The organism is Maribacter sp. BPC-D8, from assembly GCF_035207705.1.
Lineage (GTDB): Bacteria > Bacteroidota > Bacteroidia > Flavobacteriales > Flavobacteriaceae > Maribacter.
The window spans coordinates 1,744,039-1,758,500 of sequence record NZ_CP128187.1 but is presented as its reverse complement, the minus strand read 5'-3'; the positions used below and the strand labels follow the sequence as shown (position 1 = coordinate 1,758,500).

14 protein-coding genes are annotated in these 14,462 nt (G+C 31.8%); all 14 read right to left on the bottom strand.

The genetic code is table 11. From position 1 onward, the window contains the following. Window positions 1–68: 68 nt before the first annotated feature. The 14 genes from QSV08_RS07950 to QSV08_RS07885 all read right to left on the bottom strand — a co-directional run bounded on the left by QSV08_RS07950 (window position 69) and on the right by QSV08_RS07885 (window position 14,391). A complete protein-coding gene (locus QSV08_RS07950; protein ID WP_324027867.1) occupies window positions 69–641 on the bottom strand; it encodes a hypothetical protein in 573 nt (190 codons plus the stop codon). A gap of 85 nt (window positions 642–726) precedes the next feature. Further along, window positions 727–1,554, bottom strand: a complete 828-nt coding sequence (locus tag QSV08_RS07945) for a hypothetical protein (protein ID WP_324027866.1) — start codon at window positions 1,552–1,554, stop codon at window positions 727–729. A gap of 179 nt (window positions 1,555–1,733) precedes the next feature. After that, the gene (locus QSV08_RS07940) at window positions 1,734–2,207 is read right to left on the bottom strand and encodes a hypothetical protein (protein ID WP_324027865.1); all 474 of its coding nucleotides are present in this window, start codon (window positions 2,205–2,207) and stop codon (window positions 1,734–1,736) included. Between the two features lie 6 nt (window positions 2,208–2,213). Beyond that, window positions 2,214–4,511 (bottom strand): aminotransferase class III-fold pyridoxal phosphate-dependent enzyme, encoded by a 2,298-nt coding sequence (locus QSV08_RS07935; protein ID WP_324027864.1) that lies wholly within the window; start codon window positions 4,509–4,511, stop codon window positions 2,214–2,216. Between the two features lie 134 nt (window positions 4,512–4,645). After that, the gene (locus QSV08_RS07930) at window positions 4,646–5,074 is read right to left on the bottom strand and encodes a hypothetical protein (RefSeq protein WP_324027863.1); all 429 of its coding nucleotides are present in this window, start codon (window positions 5,072–5,074) and stop codon (window positions 4,646–4,648) included. A 26-nt stretch (window positions 5,075–5,100) separates the two neighbouring features. After that, window positions 5,101–6,366 carry a hypothetical protein gene (locus QSV08_RS07925; RefSeq protein ID WP_324027862.1) on the bottom strand — a complete coding sequence of 422 codons (1,266 nt, stop codon included), beginning with the start codon at window positions 6,364–6,366 and terminating at the stop codon, window positions 5,101–5,103. An 83-nt stretch (window positions 6,367–6,449) separates the two neighbouring features. After that, window positions 6,450–7,196: a DUF6882 domain-containing protein gene (locus QSV08_RS07920; RefSeq protein WP_324027861.1), complete on the bottom strand. Its 747-nt coding sequence runs from the start codon at window positions 7,194–7,196 to the stop codon at window positions 6,450–6,452. A 176-nt stretch (window positions 7,197–7,372) separates the two neighbouring features. Next, on the bottom strand, window positions 7,373–8,512 hold the full coding sequence (locus tag QSV08_RS07915; RefSeq protein ID WP_324027860.1) for an immunity 26/phosphotriesterase HocA family protein: 1,140 nt from the start codon (window positions 8,510–8,512) through the stop codon (window positions 7,373–7,375). 140 nt (window positions 8,513–8,652) lie between these two features. Next, window positions 8,653–9,111 (bottom strand): hypothetical protein, encoded by a 459-nt coding sequence (locus tag QSV08_RS07910; RefSeq protein WP_324027859.1) that lies wholly within the window; start codon window positions 9,109–9,111, stop codon window positions 8,653–8,655. A 16-nt stretch (window positions 9,112–9,127) separates the two neighbouring features. Next, window positions 9,128–9,928: an SGNH/GDSL hydrolase family protein gene (locus QSV08_RS07905; protein WP_324027858.1), complete on the bottom strand. Its 801-nt coding sequence runs from the start codon at window positions 9,926–9,928 to the stop codon at window positions 9,128–9,130. Between the two features lie 119 nt (window positions 9,929–10,047). After that, the gene (locus QSV08_RS07900) at window positions 10,048–11,052 is read right to left on the bottom strand and encodes a HEAT repeat domain-containing protein (protein ID WP_324027857.1); all 1,005 of its coding nucleotides are present in this window, start codon (window positions 11,050–11,052) and stop codon (window positions 10,048–10,050) included. A gap of 215 nt (window positions 11,053–11,267) precedes the next feature. Then, on the bottom strand, window positions 11,268–12,023 hold the full coding sequence (locus tag QSV08_RS07895) for an NADAR family protein (protein ID WP_324027856.1): 756 nt from the start codon (window positions 12,021–12,023) through the stop codon (window positions 11,268–11,270). A gap of 332 nt (window positions 12,024–12,355) precedes the next feature. Next, a complete protein-coding gene (locus tag QSV08_RS07890; RefSeq protein WP_324027855.1) occupies window positions 12,356–13,603 on the bottom strand; it encodes a PQQ-binding-like beta-propeller repeat protein in 1,248 nt (415 codons plus the stop codon). Between the two features lie 95 nt (window positions 13,604–13,698). Next, window positions 13,699–14,391: a DKNYY domain-containing protein gene (locus QSV08_RS07885; RefSeq protein ID WP_324027854.1), complete on the bottom strand. Its 693-nt coding sequence runs from the start codon at window positions 14,389–14,391 to the stop codon at window positions 13,699–13,701. Window positions 14,392–14,462: the final 71 nt, after the last annotated feature.

The window sequence follows — 14,462 nt, the reverse complement described above, 5'->3', positions numbered from 1 at the left end:
ACATAAATGGTGATTTAGTTTCAACTTTACGAAACCTCCATGTTTGCCATTTTATTTACTTCTGTGTTTTATTTTATATTCACTTCTAATAGCGCATTATAGATATCATCTAAAGCTTTATTTTGATCTTTATCATCTTTATGAAACCTCATGTAGGCGATGCCAGCACTTTCAATATCTAAAATATTTTTTTTATTAAAAGACCAATCATTAATGTCTTGCACATTAACGCCTATCGTAGTGTCGCAGAATTGCCAAGCTTCAGAAAATTTTGTTTTTTCTTCTTCGCCTAATTGTTTAAAGTCTGCATAAACCGTAAAACCGGTCATTCCAGGATTGGCATATTTTCTAATCGCTGTTATTGGCACGCCACCCCATTTTATGGTATTATCTATTGGCAGTATTATACCTGTAAGTTTTTTGTCGTTCAGTCTTTTACTTTGTTTGCCTGATCTAAAAAATGACTCTTCATAAATAAGCTTTGTGCCTGTAGGAACTGTAATATGCTTAATAATTAAAGGCTCGGTCACCTCAAAATATGGATAATCAGTGGCTTTTGGACCATTAGGATTATAAGATAGATTGCAACCAGAGAGTAGGGCAAACAATACTGAAAAGATAGGAAGTTTTATTTTTTTCATAAATAATCTCATATTGGTTATTTAAATCTTAAACGTTGTAACTTAAAGTAATGCGGTGTTTATAATTATACTTTAATTTAAAATGTTAGTTTCTGCTTATTTCTTCTTGTAAAAACTCATGTTTTCTCTTGTTAACACGCTTTATATTTTCAAGAATTTTTGTCTGTTTTTCAATCGGTAGTTGTTTTAGTTTCTTTAAAAAGGTTGGATAAACTGTGGTTTTTGCATAAAACCAAAGAGGGTTGGTCATGTTGTCGACCTGTCTCCAATGTTTACCATGATTGAGGGTTAATACTGCCAACAAGAAATCTAAATCTTCTAGCCAAACTTTTTTACCCTTTTTCCAGAATAAACCATTAAACGAAAATTCGCCTTCTTTTTCTCGAATTTCTTCAAGTCTGGTTTTCCAGCTTTCATTCCAGTATTCTGGTATAGGGTCTTCTTTACTTTTAGAAACAGGTTTACCTAATTGTGCTAATATATCTTCCCATTTTTCGTCTTCAACGCTCCATTTTTTTATCGCGGCTAATGACGTTCGCTTTTCACTGGCGGTCCACTTTTTTGCTTCTTCAATAAAAGGATTTGATAGGCTCTCATTAGTAGAAATAGGAAGGTAAAATCTAAATACTTGGTCATATTTTCCCATTCTTTTTTGAAATGAGGGAAGCCTTTTAGCAAGCGTCTGTGCTACTACTTTTGGTGGAAATGCCCAAATGGCATTATATATACTTTCATATAAGCCAAAGTCTTCTTTTAGTTTAACCGAATCAATTAGTTTGTAGAGGTAGCTTATATCTTCATCACCATGTAATGAATATATTAAATCACTGAATTTTTTACTATCATCTTCTTTTTTTAAATCCCAGACCTTTTCAAGTTCTACGCTCCAATTATCGAAGTTAGCTGTATTCATTTATTATTCTTTTTGTGGCCACCTAACTAAGGCGCAAATAGCCATTTAAACTAATCTTACAGACGTTCTATTAAATGAACTAAATACTTCTTCTTTTGTTGTAAAACGTATGTGCGAATCTTAACTGCCTAAGTTCAAAAAATAAGTAGGTATACCGTCTTTATTATGGTTATACTAAATCACTCCCAATCTAAAATTTCTAATCCAGTACCTCCACTTTCAAGTGTAACTATTTTGAGCTCCATAGAATTATATTTTTCGGGTAATTCGAAATTTTTAAAATCTTCAGGACTTTGTTTTTTAAATTCTTTTAACCACTCTTTAGAATGATAAATGTTTATTATGCCTAAATCTTTGTCAAACGACCAGCTGTAATCTTTAAATGTTTCAGTGCCGCAAAAACCTGAAGTTCTATCGTAGTTAACTCTGCATTTGCTTGACTCAAGAAAGGTGACTATTATATTTAATTTTTCTTCTTGACTATTTGATGATTTCTCTTTTTTGAAAATGTATATATCATCTTCTAAGTCATATTCATTAAGGTCAAGCGACCAAGTGCCGTAGAAATCAGATTCATTGTATGACTTATCTTGAGCCTTTGCTGTTAAAGCAATTACAAAACAAATTAAAACCAAATACATCGCTTTCTTCATAATTATTTAAACATCAAAAATTGCTCCATTATTATAATGTTCCTCCAGAATTGCACTGACGGTCGTAACCACTTTCTCTGCATTTTCTTTACTAAAACATAAAGGAGGTTTGGTTTTAATTACATTATCGAATGGTCCGTCTGTGCTTACCAAAATATGTCTATTTCTTAATTCATTTTTAATATGGCTTGCGAGTGCAGTATTTGGCGCTTTTGTGTTATTCTTTACGATGTCAAAACCTATAAATAGTCCAGAGCCCCTTACATCGCCAATGCAATTATATTTTTGCATAAGATCTTTTAAAAGAGACCTATAATAATCGCCGACAACTTTTGCATTTTCTTGTAGTTTTTCTTCTGCTATAACATCTAAAACAGCACTTGCAATGGCACAAGAAACTGGGTTGCCACCAAAAGAACTGAAAAACTCTACGCCTTTCTCAAACGATTTGGCAATTTCTTCTGTACAAATAACCGCTCCCATTGGGTGACCATTTGCGATGGGTTTTCCTAAAATAACCATATCTGGTATGACACCATGGGCTTCATATCCCCAAAAATGGTCACCTAACCTACCAAAACCCGTTTGTACTTCATCACTTATACAAATGCCGCCTTGTGCTCGAATAGCAGGGTACACCTCTTTTAAATAGCCGTCTGCTAGGGGAACTTGCCCTGCACAACCAAGTATGGGTTCACTTATAAAAGCAGATATAGGTTGTTTACTTTGTGCTATTTGAGCAACTGTATCTTTACCATATAGCGTTCCTGCATTTGCAATATCAGCGGTGTATTTACCTCGGTACTTATCTGGTAATGTCGCTTTGATTATATGATTTTTTTGACCTTGCCCTTTAGGGTTATTAAACTTGTAATCACTAATATCTATGCTTATTTGGGTGTTGCCGTGGTAACCGGATTCCATGACCATCATCGTATTACTTTTGGTATGGTTATTTGCCATGCGTACCGCTAAATCACTCGCTGCGCTACCCGAATTCACAAAAAAGACTTTATTCAGATTGGGTGGAAAATGTTTTAATAATTTCTCTGCATAATCTGCTAACTCATCATAAATATAACGTGTATTGGTATTTAGTTTCGCCATTTGCCGTTGTGCTGCTTCCACGACTTTTGGGTGGGAATGACCAACATGCGGAATGTTATTATAGGCGTCTAAAAACGTATTTCCCTCCGCATCATACATATATTGAAATGCTGACCTTACCATATAAATGGGGTTTTTGTAGCTGGTAGATAAAATAGGACTGATGTGTTCGTACCTTCTATTTAGAAGACTCGAAATTGATGCAGGTTTCTCAATAGGAAGATTCGCTGCTTTTCTAAATTCATTTTCAGCATGTATAGGGTTAATTGTCAACCAACGGTGTAGCATTTTCCAAGCAGATTGCTCACTTACCGCTGCGTAGCTGTTATCTGGATTCACCTTTTTTGCATGTGCAGAATTACAGACACTGGTGCATAGCCTGGCTGCTATTAGGTAATATAGTATACTTATTTCTTTAGCTTCTAGCGGAAGTTTTTGATGGTAAGATTTTAGTAATACTACAGCCCACTTTAATGGATTTTCTTTATCGTAGCACGTGTAGGTAATGGCAATAGCCAGTTCATTAATTAGAAAAGAATACGCTAGATCTCCGAAATCTATAATGCCGCTAACTTTGTTATGTTGCACCAGAACATTCCATTCGTTGGCATCATTATGTATGATCTGTTTTCTTAATTCAGGAAAGAGTAGTCTTACATTTTCTTCAAATTGATTAAAAAAATAACGGACAATATTTCTATCCGTCGCATTGGGAATATCATTGATGTATTTTCTATTTAAATCAAAATACTGAAGGTCCCATTCCCATTGTCTACTCTGTATCGTATAATTTTTTAACTCTTTTAGTTTTAAATCTAATTCGGCTAGAAAGGTACCTAGAGATTCAATTAATTGGGCTGTGTGTGAGACATCACCTAAAAAATTACCTTCTAAAAATGAAAGCATACGACATATAGAAGGTTGCTCGTTTATAGAAAAAGTACCTAGATAAGAACCATTTTTAAACGGAATCGGTTTTGGAACTTTATTCTCAAAATCGTTTTGTAGAAATAAGAGTGTATCATTCTCTGCTTTTACCATATCAAATGATACTTCTGAGTATTGATAGGTTTTATAAATATATGAGGAATCTGAAGTGGTAATGCGGTAATTTAAATTGTCGTACCCATCTAGCTTTTTACAATCATTAACTTGAAGTCCGAATTCCTTTTCTAAAAAACTATTCACTTCTGTCATATTATTAGAATGTATTTTACCGAGATGCTATCTAGAATGTAGCTACTTCATAAAAATATGTAAAACTTTGGTTTATGTCTTAATGTCAAGTTATTAATGGGTAGTTTCTATGTTCGGTTTTAATAGGTATCACCTTATTCTAAAAACTGTTGAGCAACATTACGAATGTCTGTAGCTACTTGTTTATTTTCATAAACCGATTTCATAACCTGGGTTAATTGCAAAGCTCTAGCTTCTTCACTACCATTTATTACTCTATTTAATAACCATAAAGTATGTACGGCAGGTCTTGTTTTTATGGATGTTTCTAAAGATTTTACGTACTCTTTTTGATTTTGGTTATAGAAACTTTCAATGAAGTGGGTGAGTGGTCCGGGTGAACCGAATTCTACTAATGGGTTTGTTTCCATTAATTCAAGAACATCTGTAATAATTTCAAAACCAATATTGTGGTCTTCCAATTGATCAACAATATCATATTGCAATCCGATAAAATCATCTTCGTCAAAATCTAGATTATCGTTTTCAAGAAAATGTGCTATAGGTTTTAGGTGTTCATTCATAAATGTACTTATACTTTTGAAATGGGTTATTTTTCTAATGCTGCAATTTCTTCTTTTAATACGTATTTGGAAGATATGGACTTGTAAAAGGCTATTTTTCTTTCGTTAGACCAATTGGTGTAGTAATTAACAATAGGTTTTAATGAATATTTACTGACAGCATTATCGCGACAATTAATATGTTTTTTAATTACTTCTTCATCTATATCATGCTTTAAGGTATGTAAAGCATCTATGTACAAGGTACTTGCGCCATTATGTTGTTTTTCTTTTTCAACAAAGTACTCTTGTAACGCCTGTTCTATATTTTTGTCTTCGATGGTATGCGGTAGTATTTCTAGCAGCATTTCGTCATAAGAATCATAAAGAACCCCACTACGATTATAAACTTGTAAAGTAACTTCACTAGCGGGTTCGTTAACTAATTGTAAGAACCACCTTTCGTCTAAATTTTCGAATAATGGTCTGCTAAATGCAAAACGAGTATCAATTTCGCCATATATCGATTGTCCCCAGAATAGTAATCCTTCATGTTTTTGAATTTTTTTATCAAAGAATAAAGCGCCTAACGTATCATTCAAATAGGTTGCATTTGTACCGTTAAGTTGATTATGAAATTTCTCAAATACAATATCAGATGATTCTGTTATTAGGGCAGACATAAACACAGGGGATAACCAATTTTCGGCATATTCAGTCTGTAGGTCATTTGCCAATTTAATTAGCCTAGAGTCTTTGCTTTTTAAAATGGACATGGATAAAATTGCTGGAAATATTTTTTTAATGTTTTCTGCCGTAGGTGCAAAGAACTTAATATAATCATTGATGAATAAATTACTTTCTCTAGCCTCAATAGTATATGTAGCTAGTTTGTTATTGTTTTTAGCTACTAGTCTATATACCTCATGCATTTTAGGACTTCCCTTGCCCAGAGATAATGATATAAATGTTTTAAAATCAGCTGTTTCTTTAGCTGTTAATGAGTACCCTTCGGGTTGATTAAATAGATCTGATAAAAAGTCAAAAAACTCGTTGGCAATAATCTCTGAAATTGAGTTAGCTGTAGATTCTATAAATATTTTCTCTCCTTTTGTTTTGGTCTTTATGGCTTTTTGCCATAGGGTAGTGGCTGGTTCATAATCGAAGTTCGCAAGAGCTTTCATTGCTGCTTGTTTTAGTTTCCCTTTTTCGGAACTTACCAATGCTAAAAGTAGTTCGGCATTTTTAGAGTCTGTACCAAGAGAAAGTATAGCGCTGACTTTTTTTTCTCCTTTAAGTTTATTTAAATCCATTTTGTATTTGAAAGATTGTGGTTCTCATTAGTTTATTGAAGAGGCTTTTTAGGCTTGTTTTATTCCACAAATTGGTAAACGTTTTATAGTTTCCCGTTTAGTGATTTCAACCTATTAAGTTCATCAAATTCAGCAGTAAGAACCTTACCGTTTTTTATGCCTTCAATTTTATGATCTGAGATGTTCAATTCAAAATCTCTGTCAATCAAATAGTTTTTAAAGGTATTCTTATGGTTTAAATCGACCGCACTAATTAATTGAGGAAAATTAGTAAGAACTTTTTCTATTCTGCTTTTGTCTATTTCAGGTATTTTGTCATCCTCTATGGTAACTACGAGAGTCCCTTGTCCGTAATTAGCACAGTAATAACTTTTAGAATTAAAAAGTCCACAAGCCATCATCCCTATTTTATGTTCAAAGCCTTCTTCCACGTTAAAATGACCATCAGTTAACTCTTTAATACCTTTCTCGTGCCCGATTTCTTTAAGCTGGTTAGATTGAACTAATAGGTTTTCTGGCATGCCACTTTTTGCGTTTGCCCATCCCCACATCCAAGAACTATCATTAAAAGAAAGAGAACCTATTATTTGAATAGGAAAGTCTAAATCGCCAAAAATGATATTTCCTTTTCCCATATCAAGTTCCCATGCGTTTGAACCGATTACATCGCCAAAAACTAATTGTTTTTCGAAAGAAAGTCCCGCATGTTGTTCAATTAATTCTTCAAGACTGGTATAGTCTGTTTTATCAATTGCTTTAAATTTAGAGGAATCGATTTCAGATTTTTCTTTTGGTTTTTCTCCTCCGAAGAGATTTTTAAATATGCCCATATACTTTTTCTAAATGTTTGTTGTTGAATTTGATTTAACTGCTTTTTACTTTTGAGCTAAAATTATAATTGACAAAAAATGTAATTAAAATAGTGACGGTGATATAGTTCATAATATTCTTTCTAGGTTTAGAAATTAACTATTCAAGTTGAATATTTAATTCTTAATATACATTGTCAGCTATTTGCAATTTTTAAGTTCTCTTCATAATTTTTATCAGCATTTAAACCGAAAGTTTTTAAAATTTCCCTTTTCCTTTCAATACTTTTAGGATGTCGTAAATCTAACTCACTTGCATTATCCCAAAATGGTTTGTTTGATTTTGCCTCTATACAACTAAGTAATTGGTCAGTATAAAGTCCAAATCCACTTCCTTCGTTTCTATGTGGATTGATCAAATCGTTTCCTCCTTTATTTACTTTTAATAGGTATTTATTGAATTTAGAAAATGTAGTTTCTTTATAAATTAAGCCATATTGTAGATATACTGTTTCTCTATCTTGACCGCTAATACTTCTGCCATATGATATTAAAGCAGAATTTAAATCACCTGAAACCAATTTCTTATTTCCAATTATTTTGTATTGACCATAGTAAAAATTATTATCCATTATTGATTGCGATGGTAGAGCCAATGTGTTTTCTAAATCGTCCAAATTTTCAATATTAGAATCACTTATTTTATGGTAAATTTTTACGATAAGCGGTTTACCAGGAATATTTGTTAAGCCGTAATTTTTATTTTCCTTTAGTTTTTTCTTATCAACGACAATTAAAATTCTACCAAAACCCCATTGCTTTCTATTTATTTTGAAAGTAAAAAAATCACCTTCTTTGTATTTACAACGAGTGCGTTTTTCAGTTTTAAAATTCTCAATTGCTATTAATTCTGCTTTGGTCGTTTCACTAATCCACTTGTTGATCCATAGCTTTAAATCTTCGATTTTTGCATCTTCTTTTAATTGCTCTGAATGAAATGTAGTTTGTGTGGTGTAGTTAGCAATTGAAACATGTTTTCCAGAAAAATTAAAATATACCGCAAATGGTTTAAAAGATAGCGTTGCCGTATAATTTAGCTTTTTGGGTTTTCCTTTAGTAGTTTTAGGTAATAGTATAGTTCGATTTTCAGCTGTTTTTTCCGCTAATTCTTGTTCGAGATAACTATTTTCATCAGCTGTTATTTTTTTACGAATTATATCTCCATCAAAATATAGAAACATCTTATTTAGAGAGACAAGTTGCCAGCTTTTTTCTACAGGAATAAGTCCTAAATATTTTCTTTGTTCATTGGTTAACTCAAATTGTAGTTTTTCCATATGATTTATGTTTGTTCAAAATTTTGTGAATTTAATAACGATGGTTCTCTTCAGGAAAATTAAATATTACTCATTTAATACCCTATTAAGAATAGTGCAAAAGCACTATTTAGGTGAATTATTAATGTGGTTATATGTAATTAATAAATTTCAACTTTTGTAATCATCCCATTTTTGACATCGATGCCTATGGAATCTAAGTTTTCGCTATCTATTGGTTCTAATGTTAATTCAAAATCAGTATTTTTTTTATTTGCTGCATAGATGGCAGCTAGGTAAAGATCTTTTTTCCAATTAGAGAATGGTTCAACTTTATCAATTCCTTTTTTATTGATTTTTTCTTCAATATTAGGTAGATGTTCGCTGTGCCAATTCTCTGCCAGTTGACACACAAAATCTATGTGATTGTTGAAAGGGGCAGCGTTGTTGCCTTCTAAGTAAAAAAGGGTTTCTATGGTATTGTTGCCAATTACAATACTGCCTCGCCAGGTATATGTTTTAGTTTGGTTGTTGCCTTTAATCCTATCACTTTTTAAAGTACCTAATATAGGGTGATCAAAAGTTTTCTTTTTTCCAAAAAGTAAGTCCGATATACTCATTATGAAATGTTTTAATCTAAATTGTAGATGGGTTAAAGTCTAGGTTATTTTTAATTTCTTCTGATTGGGTTATAAAGTTTGAAATATCTTTTGCCCAAATATGATATGTTCGTTTTGAAGGATGTACCCCGTCAACAAAAAACTCAGAAGGTTCTATTTCTAAATTGAATCTTTCAATATAATCTTGGCTAGAGGGTTTTAATGCGTAGTAATACACCTTGTCAAAATCTTTTACAATACTAATTAATTCTTCACCTAGTATATTAACTAGATTACCAATGGTAAATTTTATGATGGGCGTAAAAGCCGGGAATTCTTTGATGGGCGGCATATTGGTAAATACAATCGGTACATCGTTGAATTTAGCTTTAATGCTTTTGATAAGTTCACGAACATCTCTATTCCACTTTTTAGGTGAGTTCAATTCAAAAGCATCATTACCACCAAGTCCAACAACAATTAAGTCGACAGCTTCTTCTGTAATGAGATCAATAATTTTTTCGTTTACCTTTTTTGCGGTATACCCGCTTTTGGCATAAACTTTCCAATCTACATTTGTATTTAGTTGCGTAGCCAATTCGTCTGCCAACGAGCCAGTAAAGCCCTCTTGATGGGTTTTAACGCCAACACCTGCAATAGTACTTTCGCCGATAGTTAGCATACGTAGTACGTTCTTAGAAGAGACTGTTGATAAGCCTTTGGTACCTTCTGCTTCTGGTAATCTCGGAACAGTCTTTTTGATCTTTTTACCTTGAAAATACATTATGGGTAATAGCGGAATAGTAATAATTGATCCTAAAATATATTTTATATTCATGTTTCTATTTTGCGGGTATTAGTACTATTTGCGTTTATATTCTCTTTTTTAAATACAGTATGCGATGGTTTGATTAGAATATGTTTTTGATTCAAATGAAATACAATTATGATGTAGTTTTATTTTAATTGCTTTTCTAGATAGTTCATGGCTTTAATCTTTGAGATTTCAATTTTTTCAATATCTAAATCATCTAATGCTGTTTGAGAAATACCTAGTTTAGTTTTGCCAATTTCTCTTATCGAATCTAAAATAACTGATAGCACAAAATAATCTTTCTCTAGGGGTAAGGCTTTATAATACCCTTCAAAAGCTTTTGTTTTTAGGGTTTCGTTTTTGCTTTTAAACCACATTTGCATATACCCAGAAGCGCTCCAAGCACGACATTCAGTGTCAGAATCTTCAAGCATATGTTTTTCAAGAATTTTTGTGTCCGCGATTTTTTCTATCCATCCTAAAACTATTAATGCTTTGTTTCTTGTATAAGCCAATTCAGACTCGGTAAACTTACGCGTATAGTTTAAAATTTTTGCTTTGTGCTTCTTATTAAGCTTCCCTAATTGAAATATAATATCTCCTTGAAATTCATAATCTTGGTTTTGGTCTAACTTATGAATTAAAAAGTCTTCTGCTCTTTCTTGATGTTCTTTAAACCTTGAAGATAAATCTCTTCTAAATGCATTGTTCAGCGTTTTATCTATTATCAAATTATAATGATATTCAACATACGGACTTTTCATAATTGACCATACAAAATCCATTTCGTCATCTCGCTTACCTAACCTAATTTCTTGAATCCAATTTTTGTATTTTTCTAGAGATGTAAAGTCTAATTTATTTCTAATACCTAAGATTTGTTGGTGTAGTTTAGGGGATATATCTTGTTTTAATTTCTCTTCAAGAAAATAAAATACGTTCTCTTTGTCTTTTCTAAATTGAAATTGTTCTTCTAAATCTTTAGCGAAATACTTGTTAGCTTTTTCTAAAAACATCAGATGGGCTTCGAGATAATCATTCTCATCTGACTCAATAAGCTTCCAGCAAAATTCTAATCTGTCCATCGAATTTTTCTCCTTCAAAAGATTCACTTGATTAAATTCTTGCTCTAATTCATCAATGTTCATATTAACAATTTTTTTTTGAAAATGATTACTAACATCACAGGTCTTATGCTTGCAATGTTATTGATTATAAATATAGTAGATTATTGAAGATTAGTGTTAATTAAAAAATCGGGAAGATGGCTTTCTATAATCGTATGCTATTTAAATTTTACACAGAACAGGCGGTATTTTAATAGTAGTATCAGCTTCAAGAACTTTCTCACCTTTAGTATGTTTTATTCAGAATACCAATCTTTCCATTCACCTCTTGCCGGAAATGTCATTTGGTAAATTTTCTTCTCAGTGTCACTTAAATTTTTCCAATATTTGTTTAAGTCCATCATATGGGTTTCTCCATATCCCATTCGCCAACCAATGCTGTATTTATCTATTTCTGGATAAGCTAACCAAGGTGGTAAAACCGGGTTCTCAAGGGTTTTGAATTCACCAATCTCATATAGTATATCTCTAGTTTTCATCAATGCGTAACCAAGTAGATTCAGACCTTTCCATAAATATGGTTTTTCAGCATCTTCATTGTCTTGCGCAAGACCAATTCCCCAAATATTGTCAACAGGGCTTGCCTCGACTAGTACTCGGTCATTTGTGTTTTTTAAAAATTCTGATAATTCAAGGTGCTGACTAAACTTATGAAAGTTACCTCTAACGACTATTTCAAATCTATTTTCTTCCCAAATTTGTTGATTAAAATGCTGCACTTGTCTGCCAAGTTCTTTAACCTTTCCTGCTTTTGAGCTCTTGATAATTTGCTCGTAAATTTCCTTATCATTAAATAGCAAAGCCTTTTCTGCCATCATAAAATGTTCAGCAGTAAGAAATTCAATACCATTAACCTCAAATTTAGATTCGTACCATTGACTGAAACATGATTTTGTTACTACATCAGATTTCGAATGCCCCCAAAACAATAAGAATTTTAGTTTTTCACCAGATTCAAATCGCTCAATTATTTTTTCGTTGGTATAGTTCATTTAAATCAGTATCGAATATTCAGCTATAATGCTTTATGCCTACAATGTTATTGATTATAAATATAGTAGATTATTGAAGATTAGTGATAGCTAAAAATAGGAGAGGTGAATAGTAACTATAATCGTGTGCCATTTTTATTTAACATCGAACGAGCCAAGTTTTGGCATTGGTGTATGTTGTAGGTGTGTAGTACATGAAATAAGCCCATTTTAGCGAGTAATCATGCTATTCTGTGCAGTTTAAAGAAGTTGTTTTTAGCGATCAACACAGCGTATGTACTTAAAGGCTATTATAGTATTTATCTAGGGTAATACTAAATTAGTAACTTGATTTACTCCACAGCAAAAATCACATATTTTTCATTTTTTTCATAAGCTCCATAGAGCTTACCATTAGCGTAGGATAATGGGGTATCTATTGAACCTCCAATATAGCCGCTAAATAGTTTTTCGCCGGTAATTTTATGTACTCCTCTAATTCTACCTGACGAGTCACCAAAATAAATATAATCACCTACCATAATTAATTCGGTAATATATTTTCCTTCTATATTAAAGTCCCACTTTTCTTCACCGGTACTTAAATCAAAGGCTGTTAGGTAAGAACCATAGTTAACACCCATATGGGTATGATACCCATTTTTTGAGGTGTAGTATGTTTCGTTATCGATAATGTCATATTCTTTTCGTGATTCTATAGAATGAAAAGCACCCAAATTTTCTCCTGAATTTTTATCTATTTTATTTAAATAATAATAGGAAGAAGTGTAAATCGTGTCTTTATATAAAATGGGTTTTGTTTCTAATTCTGATAATTTCGTTTCCCATTTTAGTTTACCAGTGTCTTTATTGTAAGCAAATAATTTATTATAACGGTTTGTAGTGTATATGGCATCGTCTGTGATCAAAGGAATACTTATTTTTCCTTGATTTTTTTGGAAAGAAGATTGTGTTTTTCCTGTTTTGATGTCTAAAATACCAAAATGATGATATGTTGTAATTAATACTTGTCCTTTATCTATAAATGGTGGAGCTTCATTTTGACCCATTTTCTTAATAGTAAACTTATCTGGATCTGTTACGATTGTTCGACCGAACATGTCTTTTTTGTCAGATATATAGCTTTTATATTCATATGAGAATTCTCTTTTCCATATAATGTTTCCATTTAAAGCATTTATTCCATAGATCAAAGTAGAATCTGGGGCTACAACTAAAATATCCTCATAAATAAGTGGGCTATGTTTAATTCTACTATCAAGTTCAACTTTCCATTTTAAATTACCAATACTATCAATGGCATATACATTTTTAGATTCAGTGCCAAAAAAGGTAGTTCCTTTGTCTACGACAAGTGGTGTTGGGGTGCCACCATCATATTTGAACTCCCAACTAATTTCTGGATGAGCACTTGGTATATATTCACTTTTAACCTTAGCATTCATATTCGGACCCATATATTGAGGCCAATTTTCATTGTTATAAGTGGTTGATTTGTTAATTTGTTGCTCGTTGGTTTGAGAGAAGCATTGTGTTATAAAAAATAGAGAAAAACATAATAAGAATAAATTTAACTTCATATTTTAATGTAATTTAAGAATACAACTTTTATTAGTTTAAGATTTTAAATTAGTAGTCTATAAATAAGGTGCTTAGCCTAACTTATTGTTGTTCTTTAAAGTTTTTTTAATGCTGTAATCGTTTCCATAATTTCAGTATCATTAATATCTTCTTCATCTAATTTATTGTCCCAAAAATAGTATCCATTTTTATCTTTAGCGTAGCAACCAATTCCCTTTTTTGTTTTAAATGTTTTATAATCTACCGAGTCTAAAATCATTTTTCTTTCTCCAAAAATGTGGTTTTTATCTTTCGCATAACAATCTCCAATAATTTTAAATGTACGATGATCAGCATTTTCTACAATTTTAAAGAATCCGCCATCTGCCATTGAATAATGCGTGTATATATTGTTTTTGTCTTTGTAGAAAGAGCTTCCTAAATAATTGAATGTTAGTGTATCAATTACGGAGTTTAGTTTTATGGGGCTATCTGAATTCCAAAGATCTGTTATGTATTTTGTAATAAAGATTCCTTGTTCGTTTCCTGCTGTAGTTTTGAATCCTAAATCGTTGTTTTTAGATAACCAAAGACCACACTTTAATTCTTTCCATTGAAAGGATTGGTTGATACTATCAATTCTGGATTTATAACTACTAATTCTGTTGATTCTGGTATTATTATCAGTAGAATCACTTTTTGAAATTGTTATGTTCTCAACTTTTGGCTCCGTATTATTTTTAGGTTTTAAATCGCAAGAATATATTGAAAGTACTATTAAAATGTAAAAAAGGATTTTGTTTTTCATTAAGGTCTCTTTTTAGATTTTTGTAGTAATAAGGCGAGAGAACGAAGCTAAAATTCTCATTTCGTATAAAT